This window comes from Klebsiella sp. GB_Kp047 (assembly GCF_040065235.1).
Classification (GTDB): Bacteria; Pseudomonadota; Gammaproteobacteria; order Enterobacterales; family Enterobacteriaceae; genus Klebsiella; species Klebsiella quasipneumoniae.
In genome coordinates, this window is record NZ_JBEAJG010000041.1 from 195,829 (window position 1) to 217,023 (window position 21,195).

General features: G+C 61.9%; 21 protein-coding genes. 10 read left to right on the forward strand and 11 right to left on the reverse strand.

Features of this window, described 5'->3' with window-relative positions:
• Positions 1-10: 10 nt before the first annotated feature.
• From ABLV76_RS21490 to ABLV76_RS21500, 3 genes are read right to left on the reverse strand one after another with little or no spacing between them, the layout of a single operon-like run.
• Positions 11-1,573, reverse strand: coding sequence for a DHA2 family efflux MFS transporter permease subunit (locus ABLV76_RS21490; protein ID WP_135715691.1), 1,563 nt, complete (start codon positions 1,571-1,573; stop codon positions 11-13).
• On the reverse strand, positions 1,570-2,610 hold the full coding sequence (locus tag ABLV76_RS21495; protein WP_004205823.1) for an HlyD family secretion protein: 1,041 nt from the start codon (positions 2,608-2,610) through the stop codon (positions 1,570-1,572). The genes ABLV76_RS21490 and ABLV76_RS21495 overlap by 4 nt, the downstream gene beginning before the upstream one ends.
• On the reverse strand, positions 2,594-3,151 hold the full coding sequence (locus ABLV76_RS21500) for a helix-turn-helix domain-containing protein (RefSeq protein ID WP_002905427.1): 558 nt from the start codon (positions 3,149-3,151) through the stop codon (positions 2,594-2,596). Before ABLV76_RS21500 ends, ABLV76_RS21495 begins: the two co-directional genes overlap by 17 nt.
• 307 nt (positions 3,152-3,458) lie before the next feature.
• On the opposite strand from ABLV76_RS21500, the gene asd reads away from it, so the two are divergent.
• Positions 3,459-4,577, forward strand: a complete 1,119-nt coding sequence (gene asd / locus ABLV76_RS21505) for an aspartate-semialdehyde dehydrogenase (RefSeq protein ID WP_135715692.1) — start codon at positions 3,459-3,461, stop codon at positions 4,575-4,577.
• Between the two features lie 37 nt (positions 4,578-4,614).
• On the opposite strand, the gene ABLV76_RS21510 is transcribed toward asd, so the two are convergent.
• From ABLV76_RS21510 to hpxW, 5 genes are all read right to left on the reverse strand, one after another.
• Complete coding sequence (locus tag ABLV76_RS21510) at positions 4,615-5,037, reverse strand: GNAT family N-acetyltransferase (protein WP_002905423.1); 423 nt, start codon at positions 5,035-5,037, stop codon at positions 4,615-4,617.
• Positions 5,038-5,123: 86 nt separating this feature from the next.
• Positions 5,124-5,510, reverse strand: coding sequence for an oxalurate catabolism protein HpxZ (gene hpxZ / locus ABLV76_RS21515; protein ID WP_002905421.1), 387 nt, complete (start codon positions 5,508-5,510; stop codon positions 5,124-5,126).
• Positions 5,507-6,904: an AtzE family amidohydrolase gene (locus tag ABLV76_RS21520; RefSeq protein WP_348878462.1), complete on the reverse strand. Its 1,398-nt coding sequence runs from the start codon at positions 6,902-6,904 to the stop codon at positions 5,507-5,509. The genes hpxZ and ABLV76_RS21520 overlap by 4 nt, the downstream gene beginning before the upstream one ends.
• On the reverse strand, positions 6,901-7,086 hold the full coding sequence (hpxX, locus tag ABLV76_RS21525; protein ID WP_002905357.1) for an oxalurate catabolism protein HpxX: 186 nt from the start codon (positions 7,084-7,086) through the stop codon (positions 6,901-6,903). The genes ABLV76_RS21520 and hpxX overlap by 4 nt, the downstream gene beginning before the upstream one ends.
• 10 nt (positions 7,087-7,096) lie before the next feature.
• Positions 7,097-8,683: a gamma-glutamyltransferase family protein gene (hpxW, locus tag ABLV76_RS21530; protein ID WP_203558848.1), complete on the reverse strand. Its 1,587-nt coding sequence runs from the start codon at positions 8,681-8,683 to the stop codon at positions 7,097-7,099.
• Between the two features lie 179 nt (positions 8,684-8,862).
• Here hpxW and hpxU point away from each other — a divergent pair, with 179 nt between their 5' ends.
• The 7 genes from hpxU (at position 8,863) to hpxK (ending at position 15,264) form a co-directional block, all read left to right on the forward strand.
• On the forward strand, positions 8,863-9,702 hold the full coding sequence (gene hpxU / locus ABLV76_RS21535; RefSeq protein WP_004176115.1) for a MurR/RpiR family transcriptional regulator HpxU: 840 nt from the start codon (positions 8,863-8,865) through the stop codon (positions 9,700-9,702).
• Positions 9,703-9,916: 214 nt separating this feature from the next.
• Entirely contained in the window at positions 9,917-10,702 is a 786-nt protein-coding gene (locus tag ABLV76_RS21540) for a transporter substrate-binding domain-containing protein (protein ID WP_004143665.1), read from the forward strand.
• Positions 10,703-10,711: 9 nt separating this feature from the next.
• Positions 10,712-11,377 (forward strand): amino acid ABC transporter permease, encoded by a 666-nt coding sequence (locus ABLV76_RS21545; RefSeq protein ID WP_002905296.1) that lies wholly within the window; start codon positions 10,712-10,714, stop codon positions 11,375-11,377.
• Positions 11,377-12,033, forward strand: coding sequence for an amino acid ABC transporter permease (locus ABLV76_RS21550; protein ID WP_002905295.1), 657 nt, complete (start codon positions 11,377-11,379; stop codon positions 12,031-12,033). The genes ABLV76_RS21545 and ABLV76_RS21550 overlap by 1 nt, the downstream gene beginning before the upstream one ends.
• Positions 12,014-12,751, forward strand: a complete 738-nt coding sequence (locus ABLV76_RS21555; RefSeq protein ID WP_002905293.1) for an amino acid ABC transporter ATP-binding protein — start codon at positions 12,014-12,016, stop codon at positions 12,749-12,751. Before ABLV76_RS21550 ends, ABLV76_RS21555 begins: the two co-directional genes overlap by 20 nt.
• Before the next feature lie 15 nt (positions 12,752-12,766).
• Complete coding sequence (locus ABLV76_RS21560; RefSeq protein WP_004205834.1) at positions 12,767-14,008, forward strand: alanine--glyoxylate aminotransferase family protein; 1,242 nt, start codon at positions 12,767-12,769, stop codon at positions 14,006-14,008.
• Positions 14,005-15,264: an allantoate amidohydrolase gene (gene hpxK / locus ABLV76_RS21565; protein WP_094334351.1), complete on the forward strand. Its 1,260-nt coding sequence runs from the start codon at positions 14,005-14,007 to the stop codon at positions 15,262-15,264. Before ABLV76_RS21560 ends, hpxK begins: the two co-directional genes overlap by 4 nt.
• A 32-nt stretch (positions 15,265-15,296) precedes the next feature.
• On the opposite strand, the gene ABLV76_RS21570 is transcribed toward hpxK, so the two are convergent.
• Entirely contained in the window at positions 15,297-16,274 is a 978-nt protein-coding gene (locus ABLV76_RS21570; RefSeq protein WP_017900276.1) for a nitronate monooxygenase, read from the reverse strand.
• A 174-nt stretch (positions 16,275-16,448) separates the two neighbouring features.
• Between ABLV76_RS21570 and ABLV76_RS21575 the strand changes: the two genes are divergently transcribed.
• Positions 16,449-17,354 carry a LysR family transcriptional regulator gene (locus tag ABLV76_RS21575; RefSeq protein ID WP_348878531.1) on the forward strand — a complete coding sequence of 302 codons (906 nt, stop codon included), beginning with the start codon at positions 16,449-16,451 and terminating at the stop codon, positions 17,352-17,354.
• A gap of 88 nt (positions 17,355-17,442) precedes the next feature.
• The gene (locus ABLV76_RS21580) at positions 17,443-17,931 is read left to right on the forward strand and encodes a hypothetical protein (protein ID WP_004205841.1); all 489 of its coding nucleotides are present in this window, start codon (positions 17,443-17,445) and stop codon (positions 17,929-17,931) included.
• Positions 17,932-18,160: 229 nt separating this feature from the next.
• Here ABLV76_RS21580 and ABLV76_RS21585 read toward each other — a convergent pair whose 3' ends face one another.
• Positions 18,161-19,261, reverse strand: coding sequence for an NADH:flavin oxidoreductase/NADH oxidase (locus ABLV76_RS21585; RefSeq protein WP_023289748.1), 1,101 nt, complete (start codon positions 19,259-19,261; stop codon positions 18,161-18,163).
• 107 nt (positions 19,262-19,368) lie between these two features.
• Positions 19,369-20,976, reverse strand: coding sequence for an FAD-NAD(P)-binding protein (locus ABLV76_RS21590; protein ID WP_080846716.1), 1,608 nt, complete (start codon positions 20,974-20,976; stop codon positions 19,369-19,371).
• Positions 20,977-21,195: the final 219 nt, after the last annotated feature.

Here is a 21,195-nt window from a genome sequence, read left to right on the forward strand (position 1 = left end):
TCCTGTAGTATCAGTGTGCCGGCGGCTTTTTCATCAAGGGAACCAGCATCGCGGCAAGCAAAAAACCCATCATGATGAGGTAGAAAGCATCGGAAAAGGCCTGGGTTCGCGCCTCCCGCAGCGCCAGCGCGGAAAGATTTTTCAGCGCCGCCGTCTGCGCGGCATCCGGCGAGATCCCCTGCGTGGCGAAGTTTGCTGCGCTGCGCTGAACAAAATCGCTCATCGCCAGGTTGGCGTTAGTCAGATGGTCCGCCAGGCGGCTGTAGTGCAAATTGGTTCTGTCGTTAAGCACCGTGCCGCACAGGGCGATGCCGATAGCGCCCCCGAGGTTGCGCATGAGATTAAACAGCCCGGAGGCCAGCTTCAGGCGCGCGGGCGGCAGGCTCCCCAGCGTCAGGGTCACCGTTGGCGCGACGGCAAACTGCTGCGCCAGTCCTCGAAACGCCTGCGGGAGCAGCAACTGGTCCGCCCCCCAGTCATGGGTTATCGGGACGAAGCTGTACATCGACACCGCAAAGCCGATCAGCCCGGCCATCAGCAGCCAGCGCAGATCGACGCGGTTGGCGAGCCACGAATAAAACGGAATAGACATGACCTGGAACAAGCCGGTGGAAAATACCGCCAGGCCGATCTCCAGCGCGCTGAAACCGCGCACGCTACCGAGATACAGCGGGGTTAAATAGATGGTGGCGAAGATGCCGACGCCGGCCATAAACGAGAAATAGCAGCCGAGGCTGAAAGTTCGGTCCTGCAGGGCGCGGAGGTCCATCACCGGCTGCGGATGGCGGAGGGTGCGGATAACAAAAGCCACGCCGCAGAGCAGGGCGACCCAGGCGGTGGTCGTCAGGGTCGCGTCATCAAACCAGCCCCAGCGTGGACCTTCTTCGAGGGTATATTCCAGGCAGCCGAGGGACAAGGCCAGCAGCAGAATACTGAGATAGTCGGCGCCGCGCAGCAGAGTGGGGTCGGCGCTGTCTACTTTCACCAGCAGCGGCACTGCCACCGCGATGTAAATCCCCGGAACAACGTTGATAAAGAACAGCCAGTGCCAGTTGTAGTTTTCGGTGATCCAGCCGCCCACCGTTGGGCCCAGCGTCGGGGCGAGGGAGGCCAGGCCGCCGATCGTCGCCGCGGCAATAACCCGCTGTTTGCCCTGGAAAAAGGCGAAAGCGGTGGTGAACACCAGGGGGATCATCGACCCGCCCGCCAGTCCCTGCAGGGCGCGGAAGGCGATCATACTCTGGATGTTCCATGCCCAGCCGCACAGCAGGCTCATCAGCGTGAAGCCTGCCGCGGAGGCGGCGAACAGCCAGCGGGTCGACATGACCCGGGCCAGCCAGCCGGAAAGCGGGATAATAATGATCTCGGCGATCAGGTAGCTGGTTTGTACCCAGACGGTTTCATCGTCGCCCGCCGACAGGCCGCCGCCAATATCCCGCAGCGAGGCGGAGACGATCTGGATGTCGATAAGGGCGATAAACATCCCCACGCACATGCTGGCGAAGGCAAAGATCTTCTTCGCCGTCGGCATCGAATGACCCTGCGGGGCGGAAAGCGCCTGAACGGTGCTCATCGAGGGCTCTTTTCATTCACGGTAACGATCACCGACAGTCCCGGGCGCAGGACGTCAAGCTTTGCCCCGTCACCTTCCAGCGCAATGCGAACCGGCACCCGCTGCACGATTTTAGTGAAATTCCCGGTCGCGTTCTCCGCCGGCAGAATGCTGAAGCGTGAGCCGGTCGCCGGCGCCAGGCTGGCGACATGGCCCTTAAAGGTATGGTTCGGCAGCACATCGGCGACGATGGTCACCGCCTGGCCGGCGCGCATATGCGCCAGCTGGTTTTCCTTGAAGTTGGCGTCAATCCACAGGCCGTGCGCGGGCACCAGGGAGAGCAGCTGCGTGCCGCTGCTGACGAAGGAGCCGGACCACGCGCGGCGGTTGCCAATCACCCCATCGAACGGCGCGCGAATGTCGGTATAGCTGAGGTTCAGCCTGGCCATCTCGAGGTTAGCCTGGGCCTGCGCCAGGGCAGCCAGGGTTTGCTGCTGGCGAGCATCCAGCACCGTCAGCTGACGTTCGGCCACGGTTTTATCCGCTTTGGCTTTCTCCTGCTCGGCATGCGCCCGGCGATAATCGGCGGAGGCGTTATCGCGGATCTGTGCGGAAATCGCGCTCGACGCGGCCAGGGCGTTATAGCGTCGGTTGTCGTTAGCCAGTTTTTCGGTTGCCGCCGTGGCGGCCAGTAACGAGGCCGTAGAGCCGGCAATGGTCGCCTGCTGTAGCTGGCGGGTAGCCTGGATATCGGCCAGCGCGGCCTGCTGCGCCGCCACTTCTCCGGCGGCTTTCGCGAGGGCGGCGCGATAATCGCGGTCGTCAATACGGATCAACAAGTCACCTTTTTTCACCGCCATATTGTCCTGCACCGCCAGCTGCTGGATATAGCCGGAGACTTTGCTGGAGATGGCGCTAATGTCGCCGCCAACATAGGCGTCATCGGTGGTCTGCAGAAAACGTCCGGTTTGCCACCAGTACGCGCCGTAGCTCGCTGCCGCCAGAACGGCGGAGAGGGCCGCCAGGACGAGGACGCTTTTCTTACTGGCCAGCTTCATGGTTGGCATCTCTGTAGGGTTCAGGCTGGAATTTTTGCCCGCTATCGCCTTCGCGTTTGCGCAGCAGATATTCATGACGATATTGCATCAGCGGCGAGGCGGCGGGGCCCGGCACCATGGCGTATTTACCCGGGATAATCTCTTCCCCGGTCGCTTTATCCACCATGATCGGATCCACCCGGCGCTGGGTGGCGGTTTCCACCAGCTGCATCTGACGGCCTTCGGGAGCGAAGTGGCGGTTACCCCATTCCGCCAGCGCCAGCAGCACCATGCGGAAATCGCGGCCCCGCGGGGTGAGGTGGTATTCGTAGCGCGGCGGCGTGCTGCTGTAGCACACCTTCTCCAGCAGGCCGTCGTCGACCAGCGCCTTCAGGCGGCGCGACAGAATATTGGGCGCGACGTTGCTGCTTTTCTGAAATTCGTCGAAGCGGGTAAAGCCCGCAAAGGCGTCGCGCAAGATCATGATGCTCCAGCTGTCGCCGATGCGGCCCAGGCTGCGGGCGATGGGGCAGGGAGCGTGGCAAAGCGGTTCATTTTTCATGGGCGGTCCAGGTAGCAGGTGGCTTTTGCCAGCAAATTGACATAGTCACTATCAAAATGCAAGTGACTATTCATGGCAGCCAGGGGAGAAGCCGCTGCCGTTCCGCTACGTCGTTTCTCCCTTTGAACAGTCTCCGCCGCCTTATATCTGCCTGACCGTAATAAGAGATAACTATCGCTGATGGCAGATGAAACATTTTAATAATGATAAAAATCGATGTGCTGGGTAATGACCTTTATTGGGGGATACGATATAAGGTATGGCGACACTCAAATTAACATTCTCATAACTTTTTAAGGTTAAATAAATGAAGCAGGTGGGTATTGTTGGCTGGCGGGGCATGGTTGGCTCAGTATTGTTGCAGCGCATGATCGAAGAAAATGATTTCGACGATATTTCAGCGCATTTTTTTAGTACCTCCAGTGCGGGTGCCGCTGGTCCGGTTATTAAAGGTAAAAGCGACAAACTGAAAGATGCGAATTCCCTTAGCGCCCTCGCCGAAATGGATATTATTATAACCTGTCAGGGCGGGGATTATACCAAAGCCATCTATCCTGCGTTAATTAACTCTGGCTGGCAAGGGTACTGGATTGACGCCGCTTCGGCGCTGCGGATGGATGACAACGCCTGCATTATTCTCGACCCGGTCAACCGCGATAATATCGATCGCGCGGTGAAAGCGGGAATGAAACTGTTTGTCGGCGGCAACTGCTCCATCACGCTGAGCCTGATGGGGCTGGCCGGGCTGATCAAGGCTGACCTGATTGAATGGATGAGCGTAATGACCTATCAGTCTGCCTCCGGGGCGGGCGCCAAACAGGTGCGGGAATTCATCGCGCAAAGCGCGTATATCAGTCAGCATTTATCTGCGGATGAACTGACGGCATCAGGTTCCGTGCTGCCTTTAGTCAATAAAGTGAGTGAGTTGATTAATAGCGCCGGCATGCCGGTGGAGAATTTTGGCGTCCCGCTGATGGGCAGCATCATTCCCTGGATCGACAGCGATCTTGGCGATGGAAACAGCCGCGAAGAATGGAAGGGCGAGGCGGAAACCAATAAAATTCTTGGCCTTGCGCCCGGCAGCATCCCGGTCAATGGCTTATGCATTCGGGTCGGCGTAATCCGCTGCCACAGCGCTGCCATTACCCTTAAACTGAAACGTGAGGTCAGCGAAGCGGAATTTGCTGAGTTAGTGACCCATTCCCATCCGTGGGTAAACTATATCCCCAATAATAAGCAAGAGAGTGTCAGTAAATTGACCCCGGCTGCTATTAGTGGTTCGTTGCAGGTAGGAATTGGCCGCTACAAGAAAATGTCGCTAAATAATGAACCCGTCTACTCGGTGTTAACGGTTGGCGATCAGCTATTGTGGGGCGCGGCGGAACCCCTGCGCCGCATGTTAAATATCCTGCTGGGCAAAATATAGTTAAGATTATTCGGGGAAAGCACTCGTTCGCTGGCGGTTAAGACAAATGTTTAACGAAGCGTTTGCGGACTTCCTTATAGCCGTTATTTTCATAAAATTGATGCGCTCTGATTCTTTTTTCACTGCTTGAAAGCTCAATATGAGCGCATTGTTTATCGCGGGCGAGGCGCTCTGCGGCATGGAGAAGCTGCTGGCCTATCCCTGAACCCCGTGACGATTCCTCTATCACCAGCGCGGAAATTAATGCCCACAATCGGTTTTCATGTACCGGTAAGATAAAATTGATAACGACCACGCCACACACGGTGTTTTCTGCTTCAGCCACCAGCGTATGCATCATACTTTGGGGTTCAGTAATGCGTTGCGCTAAGATCGCCGTCTCCGTCTGATAGCCCAGCTGCAGAAATAGCGTTTTCAGCGCGGGGATATCTTTTGATTCAGCAGCCCTGATTAACACCATGACCATCGTCTCCTCACGTATTGATACCGGGCGGGTGCGGGCCGGTGGATAGCCACATTCCCCCGGCCCGCGTCAGTGTATGCCTCTCAGTCCATCAGACTGACCTGGGCGGCGACAATCCGCCAGCCGTAGGGAAAGCGCACCCACGTTTGCTGCTGACGCCCAAGGCGCGCGCTGCCTTCGCGGGTAAACTCGGTGCTGCATACCGCCATGTCCGCGCCAAAGGTGGTGATGGTGGTATGGCGCAGGTCGCGGGCCAGACCGGCGGCGGGGCGGGCGGCGCGAAAGGCGCGGATCGCCTCAATGCCATACAGATTTTCGCCGGCCCCCAGCCGCACGGTGCGCGGATCGTGCCAGAACAACGCGTCCAGCGCCTCGATGTTATTGCTGACCAGCGCCTCTTCATACTGATAAAACGCCGCCGTCACCTCGGCGAGGATCGCCGGGCGGTCTACATTGTCCAGATTGATCATGCTGCACTCTCCGCCACTCGGGCATCGGTAATGCCCATCGCTTCCAGCGCCCGCGCGGCGCGAAGACAGGCTTGTTCGTTAAACGGCGCGGCTATCAGCTGCAGGCCAATCGGCTTGCCGCTGGCGGTACGCAGGGGCACGGTCACCACCGGCAGCCCGAGGAAGGAGATCGGCTGGGTCAGCATGCCCATGCTGGCGCGCACCGGCAGCGGCTGGCCGTTAATCACCATCTCCTCGGCGCCAATTGGCGTAGCGCTGCATGGGGTGGCCGGGGCGATCAGCACGTCGGCCTGACTGAACAGGGATTTGATCGCCAGACGGGCATGACGGCGGAAGCGCTGGGCCTGCAGATACCACGCCGAGGGGATCATCGCCCCGGCCAGCAGCCGCTCGCGGGAGTGGGGTTCAAAGCGCTCGGGCGACTGGCGAAGATCCGGCAGATATTGATTGCCGCCTTCGCTGGCGCTGATGATAAAAGCCGCCGAGCGTGCCAGGGCGGCATCCGCGAACTGCAGCTCGCTGTCGGCGCCCAGCGCGTGGGCGACCCGATCCACGGCCGCCCGGGCGTCGTCATCGCACCAGGTGGTGAAATAGCCCCCCAGCCGCGCGCAGCGCAGACCCTCCAGCTCCCGATCCAGCAGGTTGCCGGTGCGCTCGCTGGCTTTATCGGCCTGAAAGTCATCGGCCGGGTCGCGCCCCTGCAGGGCGTCATACACCGCGGCGAGGTCGGCCACCCGGCGGGCAAAGGGACCAATATGATCCAGACTGGCGACAAACGGATGGCTGCCGGAGCGGGAGAGGCGGCCGAAAGTGGGTTTCAGGCCAAAGATCCCGCACAGCGACGCGGGGACGCGGATCGAGCCGTTGGTGTCGCTGCCGAGGCTGAAATGGACCAGCCCGGCGGCCACCGCTGCGGCCGAACCGCCGGAGGATCCGCCGGCGATCCGCGACAGATCGTGCGGGTTGCGCGTCGCGCCATAGTGGCTGTTTTCGGTGGTGAAGCCATAGGCGTAGGCATCCATATTGAGCATCCCGCTGAGCAGGGCGCCGGCGCTGTGCAGCTGGCGCACCGCCCAGCTGTCGCTGGCGGCCGGCGGCCGGCCGCTCAGCAGCTCCGCCCCGGCGAGGGTGGTGTGCCCGGCGACATCAAACAGATTTTTCACCGCGTAGGGAATGCCCGCCAGCGGCGGCAAGGGGCGCTTTTCCCGGCGCAGGGCGTCGATGCTGTCGGCCTCCGCCAGCATGCGCTGGGCGGTGACCTCGGTCCAGGCGTTGATCTGCGGATTAACGCGGGCGATATCGTCCAGCGTCTGGCAGGCGATCTCCCGGGCGCTCAGTTCGCCATCGTGCAGCGCACGCTGGATCTCGGCGATGGTGAAATGGTGAAGTGTCATGCTTTATACACCCCCGCAATGTCGTCGCGCGGCCCGAGGGGATAGTCCATCAGCGGCTGCGCCATGGCGGCGATGCGGGAAAACTGGCGCTCCAGCTCCTCACGGCGCGGCGCCTCCAGCTCCAGGCGTAACAGGTGGGTCATCTGCGTCAGATACTCGCTCCAGTCTGGCTGTGTGGTCATGGTCTGCTCCTTAGTATCCGGCGGCGGCGCCGTTGCTGCGTGGATCGGTAGCCCCTTCAAGCAGGCCATTGGGATGGCGGACAATGGCCCCGGCGTGGCCCATCGCCTCGCTGAAATCGGCCAGCACTTCCACCTCGTGCCCCAGCTCGCGCAGACGCGCGATGCAGGCGGGGGCAAAGCGTCCCTCCAGCTTCAGTGAATCCGAGGACTGCCCCCAGGTGCGGCCCAGCAGCCAGCGTGGCCGTGAGATGCTCTCCTGCAGCGGCGCCCCCTGCAGGATATAGCGGGTAAACAGCGCGGCCTGGGTCTGTGGCTGACCGTCGCCGCCCATCGAGCCATAGACCATCACCCGGCCATCGTTCAGGCGCGCCGCGGCAGGGTTGAGGGTGTGGAATGGCTGTTTGCCAGGGGCCAGCGCCAGGAGATGCTGCGGATCGAGGCTGAAGGCCGCCCCGCGGTTTTGCCAGACGATCCCGGTGTCCGGGATCACCACGCCGCTGCCGAACTCGTGATAGATGCTCTGAATGAATGACACCGCCAGTCCGCTGTTATCCACGACGCCCATCCAGACGGTATCGCCCGGGCCTTTACCGCCGCCCCAGGGGGAAGCGCTGGCGTCGTCGATGCTGTCGGCCAGCGGCTGCAGGGCTTCCGGGGTGAGCAACTGCTGTACATCCACATCCAGATGGCGCGGATCGGTGATATGCGCATCGCGCAGGGCAAACGCCCGCTTGGTGGCTTCGACGATACGGTGCACCGTTTGCGCCTCGTCGGCGTCGGCCATCTTCAGACGGTCGGTAATGCCAAGGATCGCCAGCGACACCAGCCCCTGCGTGGGTGGGGCGAGGTTCCACAGCGTTCCCTGCTGGTGCTGGAGCGTCAGCGGCGCCGGACGCCGGGCGCGGTGGGCCTGCAGGTCGCCGAGTGTGACAGGCATCCCCAGCGCGGCCATCCCCTGGGCGAGACGTTCAGCCAGCGGACCGCGATAGAAACTGTCGAGACCGTCGCTGGCCAGCATGCGCAGGGTACCGGCGAGGGCGGGCTGGCGGAAGCGGCTGCCGGTCCGGGGGGGCTCGCCCGCGACCAGCCAGGTTTCGCTGAAGCCCGGCTGATGGCGCAGCTCTTCCAGTTTGCTGGCGGTGGCGTGGGCCTGCGAGGCGGTGACCGGAATGCCGTCTTCGGCATAGCCGATCGCATCGGCCAGCAGGCGGGCCACCGGCAGCGCGCGGCCGGTTAAGTCCCGTGAAATCCGCAGCGCCTCGTCCCAGCCGCTGACGGTGCCGGCGACGGTCAGCGCGGCCTGCGGTCCCCGGTGGGGAATATGCTGCTGTCCGGCGTAGGCCTCGAGGGTCGCCAGCGACCCGGCGGCCCCGCTGGCGTCAATGGCGATGGGGTCTCCCTCAGGCGGCACGATCAGCCAGAAACCATCCCCACCCAGGCCATTCATATGGGGATAGACGACGGCGATGGCCGCCGCGGCAGCCACCATCGCTTCAATGGCGCTGCCGCCCTCGCGCAAGATGGCCAGCGCGCTCTGGCTGGCGAGGTGGTGGGGAGCGACCGCCATGCCGTGGGTCGAAACGTTGCTACTGTGCATAAATTATCCTTTCTGAACGAATCACCCGCAGAACACTGCAAAAGCTGTTCCAGCTCTGAACGTTTCGTTTCATTGATAAAAACAATGACCGGAATTTTCCCGCTGGCACGCTATGTGTAAGGCATAGCAGATACAGTATGATGAGGGATGGACGATGAAACGAAAGTTACAGGGGCGCTATGCAACAACTCGATGAACGACTGAAAGGGCAATACGCCTCGCTGTCGCCGCAGGAACAGCGGGTGGCGGATTTCATCTTTGACCACTTTGACGACCTGATAAGCTACAACAGCGCCGAGCTGGCGCAGCTGAGCGGTGTATCGAAAGCCACCGTCAGCCGGCTGTTCAAGCGCCTGGGCTATGACAAATATAAGGACATGCGCGATGAGCTGCGAACCCTGCGCCAGAGCGGGATGCCGCTGACTGATCAGCGCGACGCGGTGCAGGGTAACACGCTGCTGGCGCGTCATTATAAGCAGGAGATGGCGAACCTCACCCAATGGGTCAACGCCCTTGACGCGCGCCAGTTCGCCGAGGCGCTGACGGCGATGGTGGCCGCGCGTCGTATTGTGGTGATTGGCATGCGCAATGCCTATCCGGCGGCGCTGCACCTGCGCCAGCAGCTGCTGCAGGCCCGCGGTCAGGTGCTGGTGCTGCCCCAGCCTGGGCAGAGCCTCAGCGAAGAGCTGGTCGATCTGACCGCCGATGATCTGGTGGTGATGATGGCATTTCGCCGGCGGCCGCGGATCGTCCGCCCGCTCCTGCAGCAGCTGCAGCGAGATGGTGTGCCGGTCCTGTTAATGTGCGAGCCGCAGGCCCACAGTCTGTTCCCGCTCTCCCGCTGGCAGCTCTGCGCGCCGTTGGACAGCGTCTCGGCTTACGACAGCTATGCCTCGGTCAACAGCCTGATCAATCTGCTGGCCAATGCCTTTCTGCACGAAACGCTCGATAGCGGTCGTCCGCGCATCCACGATATCGCTACGCTTTACCAGCAGCTGGACGAGCTGGAACAACGCTGATGGGGCGCCAGCGTGGTGCTGTGCATCAATATGGTGCATATTGTTCCGCGTTCTGGCGCCGTCGTTTTTTGTTCTTCGGCTCCTTACTGCCTGTCCTTTCTCACTTTTAGCTTAAATTCCTCGCCAACCCGCGCATCGACCGTATCTGGCACATTAGTTGCAAAAACAGATTCAAAGAATCTTTTGTTTCATGCTAACGTAACGGGTAAACATCATGAAGAAACTGTTGATCGCACTGGCCGGGGCCGCTTGTCTCCTTTCGTCTGTTTCTGCCGCGCAGGCTGACCAGCTCCAGGATATTGAAAAACGCGGCGTCATCCGCATTGCCGTGCCCCAGGATTTTCCGCCGTTCGGCTCGGTGGGGACTGACCTGCAGCCGCAGGGGTATGACATCGATATGGCGCGCTATCTGGCGAAGTCGATGAAGCTCAAGCTGCAGCTGGTCCCGGTGACCAGCGCCAACCGCGTGCCGTATCTGCAGACCGATAAGGTGGACCTGGTGATCTCCAGCCTCGGCAAGAACGCCGAGCGCGAGAAAGTGATCGACTTCAGCCGCGCCTACGCCCCGTTCTTCCTCGGGGTGTTTGGCCCGAAAGGGGCGGAGCTGAAGGACGCGGCCGCGCTGAGCGGTAAAAGCATCGGCGTGACCCGTGGGGCGGTGGAAGATATGGTGCTGACCAGCGTGGCGCCGCAGGCGGCGCAGATTAAGCGCTACGAGGACAATAACACCACGCTGTCGGCCTATCTGTCGGGCCAGGTGCAGTATGTCGCCACCGGTAACCTGGTGGTGGCGGCCATCTCCCGGCAGAACGCTGACAAAGCGCCGGTGCCGAGCTTTATGCTGAAGGACTCGCCGTGCTTTATCGGGCTGAAAAAGAACGAACCGGCGCTGAAGGCGAAAGTGGATACCCTGATCGAGCAGGGCATTAAGGACGGTACCCTCAACGGTTTGTCTGAGAAGTGGCTGAAAGCGCCGCTGCCTGCCAGCCTCGGCGCGTAAGGTCTGTGGATGACGGAGCAACTTCATTTTTCTGAGCTCTGGCCGCACTGGCCGGAGCTGCTGGCCGGTCTGTGGGTGACGGTGCAGCTGACGGTGCTGGCGACGATCGGCGGACTGGCGATTGGGATCCTCGGGGCGGCGATCCGCAGCGGCCGCCCGGGCGTCCTCAGCCGGATCTGGGGCGGATATGTGGAAATCATCCGTAACACGCCGTTCGTGGTGCAGCTCTTTTTTATCGTTTTTGGTTTACCGAACCTGGGTCTGAAGATGACCGCCGGCGAAGCGGCGCTGCTGGCGATGGTGGTTAACCTCGGGGCTTACAGCACCGAGATCGTGCGCGCCGGCATCCAGGTGACGCCGAAAGGCCAGTGGGAGGCCGGACGCGTGCTCGGGCTCAGCCGGACGCAAACTTTCGTTCGCGTGGTGCTGCCCCCGGCGCTGCAGCGGATTTATCCGGCGCTGGTTAGCCAGTGCATCATCGTGATGCTCGGCTCGTCGGTGGTGTCGCAGGTCTCCTATGAGGAGCTGACCTTCGCCGCCAACCTGATCCAGTCGCGGACGTTTTTGAGCTTTGAGGTCTATCTGGTGACCACCGGGATCTACTTAGCGTTATCGATAGCGATGCGCCAGCTGCTGATGGCGGCGGGGCGTAAATGGCTGGGGGTGCAGGCATGATGACCACCTTTACCGACTGGGACATTATCCGCAACCTGCTGCTGGCCGGTCGCTGGACGGTGCTGCTGTCGCTGGTCGCGTTCACCGGCGGGGCGCTGGTGACCTTACCGCTGCTGCTGCTGCGCCTGACCGGCGGACGGCAGGTGAAACGGCTGATCCGCGGCTACGTCGAACTGTTTCAGGGGACGCCGCTGCTGATGCAGCTGTTTCTGGCATTTTTCGGCGTGGCGCTGTTCGGCATCGACGTCTCGGCATGGACCGCGGCGTCGGTGGCTCTGACGCTTTATACCAGCGCCTTTCTGCTGGATATCTGGTTCGGCAGCATTCGCGCGCTGCCGAAAGGCCAGTGGGAAGCCTCGCGCTGTCTCGGGCTGAGCTTCGGCCAGACCCTGTACCGGGTGGTGGCGCCGCAGGCGCTGCGCATCGCCATCGCGCCAACGGTGGGGTTCGCCGTGCAGGTGATCAAAGGCACGGCGCTGGCATCGATTATCGGCTTTGTGGAGCTGACCAAGGCAGGAACCATGCTGACCAACGTCACTTACCAGCCGTTTAAAGTGTTTGCCCTGGTGGCGCTGGGCTATTTCATTCTGTGCTATCCGCTGTCCCGCTACAGCCGTTATCTGGAGAACAAATTCAATGCCTCTCATCACCATTAATCAGATGCAGAAGTACTACGGCGACAACCATGTGCTGAAGGGCGTCGATCTGGATATCGACATGGGGGAAGTGATCTCGATCATCGGCCGCAGCGGCTCGGGCAAAAGCACCCTGCTGCGCTGCATCAATGGTCTGGAGGGGTACCAGGAGGGGAGCATCAAGCTCGGGGGCATGACCATCACCGACCGCGATTCCCAGGCCCGGGAGATCAGCCGCTCCATCGGCATGGTGTTTCAGAACTTCAATCTCTTTCCGCACATGACGGCGCTGGAGAACGTCATGCTGGCCCCGCGGCGGGTGCTGAAGAAGTCCCAGGCCGAATGTCGCGAGCTGGCGCAGCGGATGCTGGAGAAGGTCGGTCTTGGCGATCGTCTGGATTACTATCCGGCCAACCTCTCCGGCGGCCAGCAGCAGCGCGTGGCCATCGCCCGGGCGCTGGCCATGTCGCCAAAAGTTTTACTCTGTGACGAAATCACTTCGGCGCTTGACCCGGAACTGGTGGGCGAAGTGCTGAAAGTACTGGAGCAGCTGGCGGCGGAAGGCATGACGCTGATCCTCGTCACCCATGAAATGAATTTTGCCCGCGAAGTGGGCGACCGCGTGGTGTTTATGCATCAGGGGCGCGTCTGGGAGCAGGGCGACAGCAAAACGCTGTTCGCCAGTCCGCAGACAACCGAACTGAAACAGTTTATCTCCTCGGTGCGCGGTCTTAACTAACGTAAGGAATGGCAGATGGATATCACTCAGTTTTCGCAAATTAACCCGCCGCAGCGCCTGCTGATGGGACCGGGGCCGATCAACGCCGACCCGCGCGTGCTGCGGGCCATGGCGAGCCAGCTGGTGGGTCAGTACGATCCGGCGATGACCCACTACATGAATGAAGTGATGGCGTTGTACCGCGGCGTATTTCGCACCGAAAACCGCTGGACGATGCTGGTGGACGGCACCTCCCGCGCCGGTATCGAAGCGATTCTGGTGTCGGCGATCCGGCCGGGTGACAAGGTGCTGGTGCCGGTGTTCGGCCGGTTTGGTCATCTGCTGTGCGAGATTGCGCGCCGCTGCCGGGCAGAAGTACACACCATCGAGGTGCCGTGGGGGGAAGTCTTTACCCCGGACCAGGTTGAAGACGCGATCAAGCGCGTGCGCCCGCGCCTGCTGCTCACCGTGCAGGGCGATACCTCGACCACTATGCTGCAACCGCTGGCGGAGCTGGGAGAGATTTGTCGTCGCCACGATGTGCTGTTCTATACCGACGCCACCGCGTCGCTCGGCGGCAACCCGCTGGAAACCGACGCCTGGCAGCTGGACGCGGTGTCCGCCGGGATGCAGAAGTGCCTGGGCGGCCCCTCCGGCACCTCGCCCATCACCCTCAGCCCACGGATGGAAGAGGTCATCCGCCGCCGCCGCTGCATTGAGCAGGGGATCCGCACCGATGCCCACCACGATGGCGTCGACGAGATGATCTACTCCAACTATTTCGATCTCGGCATGGTGATGGATTACTGGGGGCCGGAGCGCCTTAACCACCATACCGAAGCGACCTCAGCGCTGTTCGCCGCCCGGGAGTGCGCGCGCCTGATCCTTCAGGAGGGACTCGACAACGGCATCGCCCGCCACAAGCTGCACGGCGATGCGCTGCTGAAAGGGATCCAGGCGATGGGGCTCGAGACCTTTGGCGACCTGCGGCACAAAATGAATAACGTGCTGGGGGTGGTGATCCCCAACGGGATCAACGGCGATCAGGTGCGTAAGCTGATGCTGGAAGATTTCGGCATTGAGATTGGCACCTCGTTCGGCCCGCTGCACGGTAAAGTCTGGCGCATTGGCACCATGGGCTATAACGCGCGTAAAGACTGTGTGATGCAGACCCTCAGCGCGCTGGAGGCGGTCCTGAACTACCTCAAGTTCACCACCACCCAGGGCGCGGCGATGCAGGCGGCCTGGGATCACTACCGCACCGAGGCCACCCTATGAGTGATACCGTCCGCCAGCAGGCGGAGAGAGAGGCGGCCGCCAGCCGGGTGATGGCGCGCGCCGACCAGCTGGCCGCCCTCAGCGAAACCGCCGACGCCCTGACCCGGGTCTATCTGTCGCCGGAGCATCTGCAGGCCAACCAGCTGGTGGGCCAGTGGATGCAGGCCGCCGGCATGATGGTGTGGCAGGACAGCGTCGGTAATATCTGCGGTCGCTATGAAGGCGTGCAGGAGGGCGCGCCGGCGGTGCTGCTGGGCTCTCATCTCGATACCGTGCGCAACGCCGGGCGCTACGACGGCATGCTCGGCGTGCTGGCGGCGATTGAGGTGGTCCAGCGTCTGCACCAGCAGGGGCGACGGCTGGCGAAGGCTATCGAGATCGTCGGCTTTGGCGATGAAGAGGGCACCCGCTTCGGCATCACCCTGCTGGGTAGCCGCGGCGTCACCGGCACCTGGCCCGAAAGCTGGCTGTCGCAGTGCGATGCCGACGGGGTGAGCGTCGCCCAGGCGCTGGTGAATGCCGGACTCGATCCGGCGCGGATCGCCCATGCCGCCCGCAACCCGCAGGATATCGCCGCCTATCTCGAACTGCATATCGAGCAGGGGCCGTGCCTGGAGCAGGCGGGCCTGGCGCTCGGCGTGGTGGAGGCGATTAACGGCGCCCGCCGCCTGACCTGCCGCTTTACCGGCGAAGCCGGCCATGCCGGCACGGTGCCGATGCTTCATCGTAAGGACGCGCTCGCCGCGGCGGCGGAATGGATGGTGCAGGTGGAAAGCCTGACCCGGCAGCGCGGCGGCAACCTGGTGGCGACGGTCGGCACCCTGCGCTGTGCGCCGGGCGCGGTGAATGTGATTCCGGGCGAGGTGCAGCTGACGCTGGATATTCGCGGCCCGCAGGATGCACCGCTTGCGGCGCTGCTGGAAGAGCTGCTGGCGCAGGCGCAGGCCATTGCCGGGCGCCGCCAGCTGAGCTTCACCGCCGAGGAGTATTACCGTATCGCCGCCACCGCCTGCGACAGTCAACTGCAGGCGGTTCTGAGCGAGGCGGTGACGGCGGTGCAGGGGCGTTCACTGACGCTGCCGAGCGGAGCAGGGCATGACGCCATCGCCATCGCCGAGCGCTGGCCATCGGCCATGCTGTTTGTGCGCTGCCTGGGGGGCGTCAGCCATCACCCGGCGGAGTCGGTCACCGCCGCCGACGTCGGGCTGGCTATCGACGCGTTCTCCTGGGCGGTAGAGAAGGTAGCTGACGCCTGATCGCGCCGGTTACCGTGCCCCGGCTGGCGGCTTCACACCGCCAGCTGGTTGACTACCTCGGCGACGGAGGCGATGGCATGGATGTTGCCGATCCCCGCCCCCAGCGAGATATACCCCTCATCGGTATTCCCCTCCAGCATGCCCAGCCGCATTCCGCGCAGACCGCCCATCGCCTGGGCCAGCTCGGCCTTTGAGGCTCCGGCCCGGTCCATGGCCACCAGCTTGTCGCTCAGTTTGCCAGGCAGGGCGCGGTAGTAGTCCGGCAGCGTACGAAACAGCCGCAGATCCAGGCCGTTGGCGGCGAGAATTTTCGCTTTCACCGAGTCGGGAACGCGACTTTCGACGGTGCTGATGAATACCGAACCGGCGAAGACGCCTTCCGCGCCGAGGGCGTGAGCAGCGCGCGCTCCCCGGGCGTCGGTGATGCCCCCCGCGGCCATCACCGGAACCCGCTGAACAGCGTCAACGATCAGCGGGACGATAGTGAAGGTCCCCATTGCGGTAGCCGGCAGCGTGCCGCCTTCGTCAAAGCCGGTGGCGACGATGATGTCCGCTCCGGCCTGCTCCGCGCGACGGCTGTTCTCCGGCGTCGGGTTAATATCGCGGTAGATAATGGTGATCCCGGCGGTTTTCAGCTCATCGAACAGCGCCGGTTTTAACGAACCGTCTCCGTAGCCGGTGTAGACCACCACCTTAACGCCTTCCTCTTTGATCACCGGCAGGATCGCCGGCGTCCAGATGTCGTTTTCCGCCGTCGGGATCAGGTTGACGCCAAAGGGTTTCTCGGTCAGCTGTTTGGTTTTGCGGATCTCTTCGCGCATTTTCTCTGCCGTCGCCTCCGGCGTGGAGACGGCGGTTGCCGCCGTCAGGCCGGCGTTCGGGCCCAGCACCCCGAGACCACCGGCGTTGCCGACGGCCGCCACCAGACGAGCATCGGTCAGCCAGGAGAGCGGGCCCTGGACTACCGGTTTTTCAATACCCAAAATGCGGGCCACACGGTTAGTTTGCATGATATTTTTCCTTGTTCGTTAATGAGTTATCAATTTCTTCGCCCCAGCGATGCGGCAATGAGGGCAGTGTAGGCGCCTTTATTGTTTTAAAAAATGAGCAAAAACTTTCATCACTGTTATTAAATTGGTAATAATTGAGGCAGGCGAAGAGACGGGGAACGAGCCGTTATGCAGATGAATCTGTTTGAAAATATTAAAATCTTTATTGAAATCGTCGACGCCGGCAGCTTTGCCCAGGCGGCGGAAAATTTGCAGATCCACCGGCCGGCGGTGACCAAAGCGCTGCAGCAGCTGGAGCGGGAGAGCGGTGTCAGGTTGCTGCAGTGCACTACCCGCCGCCTGTATCTCACGCCGGAAGGAGAAGAGTTTTATCGGCGCAGTAAACCGCTGCTCTCCCAGGCCGACGATCTGCTGGAGTCGTTCGCGCCGGACCGGCCGATCCGCGGCCAGCTACGCGTCGATATGCCAATCGCTTTTGCGCGGCTGCTGGTGATCCCGCATCTGGCGGATTTTTATCAGGCCCATCCGGAAGTGGAAATTGTCCTCAGTAGCTCCGATGTGCGCCGGGATATGCTGCGCGATGGCCTGGATTGTCTGCTGCGGGTGGGGGATCTGGAGGATGGCGACTATGTGGCGCGCTCGCTGGGGGAGGTGGCGTTAACCACCTGCGCGAGTCCTGCGTATCTGGCTCGCTATGGAGCGCCCGCCACGCTGGAGGAACTGCAGTCGCACCTGGCGGTGAACTGGGTAAACAGCAGCAGCCGACAGATTATGCCCTGGCGATTCCAGACCCCGGAGGGCATCAGGCAGATCGCCATCCCCGGTAAACTGGTGCTGGACAACTCAGAAGTTTTTACCGCCGCCGGGCTGGCAGGGCTGGGCATGCTGCAGGGAATGCGATTCTTTCTACAACCCTATATCGACAGTGGGGAGCTGGTAGAAATTCTGCCGGACTTCCCGGCGCCGCGTCGGCCACTGTCGCTGCTCTATCCGCACCGGCATCTCTCGCATAAGGTGCGGGTGTTTGCCGAGTGGCTGCAGGGGCTGGTGGCGACGCTGGATCGACCGGTGTCGCCTTGACTCTGGTGGCTGAGCGTTTATATATAAAATGTGAATGCTATTAAGGCAATAAATCACAAGGCTGGATAATGACTCAACCTGTAAGGGAATGCTGATGAAACTCTGGAATAAAACACTGCTTGCTTCCGCCCTTTGCCTGACCCTGTTTGGCTGCGACGATGCGTCGAAAGTGGATAACAAACTGGATAAGGCCAAAGATAATGCGGAGCAGATGAAGGATGCCGCGGCGGACAAAGCCCAGGCGATTAAGCAGGATGCGGATAAGCAAATTGATACGCTGAAAAGCCAGGCCGACGCCGAGGCCGATCGTCTGAAGGATCAGGCCAGCGCCATCAAGGCGGAGGCGGACAAGAAAGCGGATGCCATCGCCCAGCAGGCGAAAGCCCAGGCCGATGCGGTGAAGCAGAACGCAAAGCAGGAAAGTGACCGCATAGTCAAAGAGGCGGGTCAGATTAAAGACAACGCCATCGGTGACGCCAATCAGCTTTCGGCGGAAGCGGCGAGCAAAACCAAAGCCATTCAGGACAGTATCGCGAAGGATAAACAGAACACCACGCCACCGCCCGCCCAGCAGTAACTCGCGGTGTTTGCCGGGCCGTCGCCCGGAAATATAGGGAGCGGAGCCTGATAGATTGCCCGGCGGCGCTGCGCTTGCGCGGGCCTACGCAGGGGGCCGGTTGGCTGCGCAATGACCGGGCATCACCCTTTTGTAGGCCGGGCAAGACGACGCCGCCCGGCATATGGACCGCAATAACATCCTGCTGAGGGGTATCTTACGATACCCCTTTTTTATGCCCGCCGCGGGTTCAACGGTTTGGCAGCAGGGTGCCTTTCAGGCCGTGTGGCTCGGAGCGCAGATATTGCGAAGGAACGCGAACCTGGGCGCCGAGGCTGGCGGCAGCGTGCCATGGCCAGTGCGGATCATAGAGCACCGCGCGGGCGAGGGCGATCAGGTCGGCATCGCCATTCTCCAGCGCCGCTTCCGCCTGCTGCGGGTCGGTGATCAGCCCTACGCCAATCACCGGGATGGCTACCTGCTCGCGAATGTCGCGGGCGAAAGGCAACTGGTAGCCCGGACCGACGGTGATGGCCTGCTGCGGCGACAAACCGCCGCTGGAGACATGGATATAGTCGCTGCCCAGCGCTTCCAGCTGCTGGCTGAACTGAATGGACTGCTCGCCGTCCCAGCCGCCTTCAACCCAGTCGGTCGCCGACAACCTGACGCCCACCGCCATGGCGTTGCCCACCGCCTCGCGGATTGCCTTAAACACTTCCAGCGGATAGCGCATTCGGTTTTCCAGCGAACCGCCATACTCGTCACGGCGCTGATTGCTGAGCGGTGAAAGAAACTGGTGCAGCAGATAGCCGTGAGCGGCGTGCAGCTCAATCAGCTCAAAGCCCAGGCGTTGGGCGCGCAACGCGCTGGCGACAAAGGCCGCTTTGATGCGTGCCAGATCGGCATGGCTCAGCTCGGCCGGGGCGCGGTCGCCGTCGTGAAACGCCACCGCGGAGGGGGCGACGGTCTGCCAGCCGCCCTGGTTGAGCGCCAGCTGATGGCCACCCTGCCAGGGGGCCGCGCAGGAGGCCTTGCGCCCGGCATGCCCCAGCTGGATCCCCAGAGGGATCGGTGACCAGGCCCGGATATCCTCCACCACGGCACGCAGGGCGTTTTCGGTTTCATCATCCCACAGCCCCAGATCCCCAGGCGAGATACGTCCCGCCGGCTCTACTGCCGTGGCTTCCAGAATTAACAGGCCGGCGCCGGAGAACGCCAGCTGCCCGAGGTGGATCCGGTGCCAGGAGGTTGCCTTCCCCTCGTCGGCAGAATACTGACACATGGGGGCGATAACGATACGGTTATCCAGCGTCAACTGACCAATACGCGTCGCGCTAAAAAGATGACTCATGAGTACCTCGTAAATGTTAGACGTGGTCTTGCACGGGGGCGAACAGCCACTGTTTATAGCACGCCTGCTGGCCCCCCTTTATTCGGATATTGCGTTTAAACGTCCTGCTATTCGATAAACCAGAGACGACGCCGCCGGCCAGTTGCCTGCTGGGAGACCGCGCGGGCCATTGCGCTGCCAATCTCGGCGCTGGCCGTCAGCCCCTGGACAAAGGGGCGATCGTGCATCAGCCAGGGAAGAGCGCCGAAGGCGACCCGGCCGCGCACGGCCTCCGGCGCCTGCAGCGTGTAGTCATCGCCAACGTCAGGAATAGCGTCGCCGCAGGCCAGCAGCTGCTGGCGCAGTGAAGGAAAGGGCAGATCCCGGGTTTTCAATGCTTTCTGTCCGCGGGCATCGATAAAGACATCGAATTCACAGCGCTGCTGATGATGGACAATCAGCGTCCGGTCAGACTCGCGCTGCAGCTCGTAATTCTCACCCAGCGCCACAATTCGCAGAATGCCCGCCTGATGCAGGGCCAGCAACCGGCGAATGGACTCCGGCGGGATCGCAGCGTAGTTATCAATAAACACGCGGGCGAGCCCCTGGCGGAAGCGACGGCTGTCCTCGTCGTTGAGCTGCGGCACCACGGTTTCAATCGCCTCGTGCAGGCGGAGAATGGCATAGCGCCAGGGCACCGTGTGGCGCTCACGCTTATTGCGCTCCACCTCCTGCAGATTGTGCTGCGCCCACTGGAAGGGGTCATGGGTGAGACGATCAGCAAACCAGGCGTCGGCGATGCTGTCAGGCGTCAGCTGGCGCAGCCCCGTCGCCTCGCACCATGCCGGGGCGGCATATTCCAGCTCATGGACGATCAGCTGGAACACCCGATCCAGCAGGCCGTCGCAGCCCTCAGCGACGGCCGCCTCAAGGGCGGCGGGGGTGGCTATCTCCAGCGGCTCCCACGGAATCGGGCAGTAAAAATCGGCCTCCGGCAGCACGCCGTTACGTGACATCAGCGTGATCTCCAGCGCGTCGCTGCCGGGATGCAGGGAAAAATGGGTGGTTTTGTCGTGCTCAGTATGGAAAACGCCGTGGCGGGCCACCACCGCCACGGCGGCATCAATCGCGCTTAAGGAGGTCCCGAGGATCCCGACCCGACAGGGGGCGATGCGGGCCTCCATCAGGCCGGTCCACGGACTGGGGAAGTACTGCCGGCTGGCGCGTTCTTCTTCAGGCCACAAATGGCCGGTGGCAATCACCACCAGATCGACCATTACCGGCTGTGCCGCGCCGTCGGTGTGGATGGCGATCCCGACGGGCTGCACCGCAATATCTGTGACCTCACAGGACTCGCAGACGCTCACCACGAAGCCGGCGTCTCTGGCCCGTTGCACAAGATATAGAAAGCGGTCGCGGTAGTACTCGCCGAGGATCACCCGCGGCAGAAACTGGCGCTCATGCAGAGCCTGCCGTTCAAGACCGCGCGCCGCCAGCCAGTCGTCGCTCTGCTGCTGCAGCCATTGCAGATAGGTCAGGTCAATAGGGGGGATCTCAATGCTGGCAATATTGGCCAGCATCTGCGCCGCGGTATTATCGTCGCTATAGGGCATACCCACCCCGGCCTGCGCCTCTTTTTCAAACAGCGCGATCGATAGCGGCTCACCACGCTTCACCAGTTCATACAAGGTGTAAATCCCCGTCGGCCCGGCGCCGACGATGGCGATTCTCTTCATGATTCTCTCCCTTCCTGTGGGTGGATGCGGCATCTGGGGCAGTGCACTGAAGCCAGCCTGTCCTTAATTCTGGTCGAAAATTAGCGAACCGGTGGGCCGTCGCACGCAATTTGAAACAAATTAGCGTGCTAATAAACTTGCCGACGGCTGGAAAAGGGGTGTAATTAACAAAAGAGCAACTTTCTATACAAACAATTTACACAAGCGGTGGCACCAGCC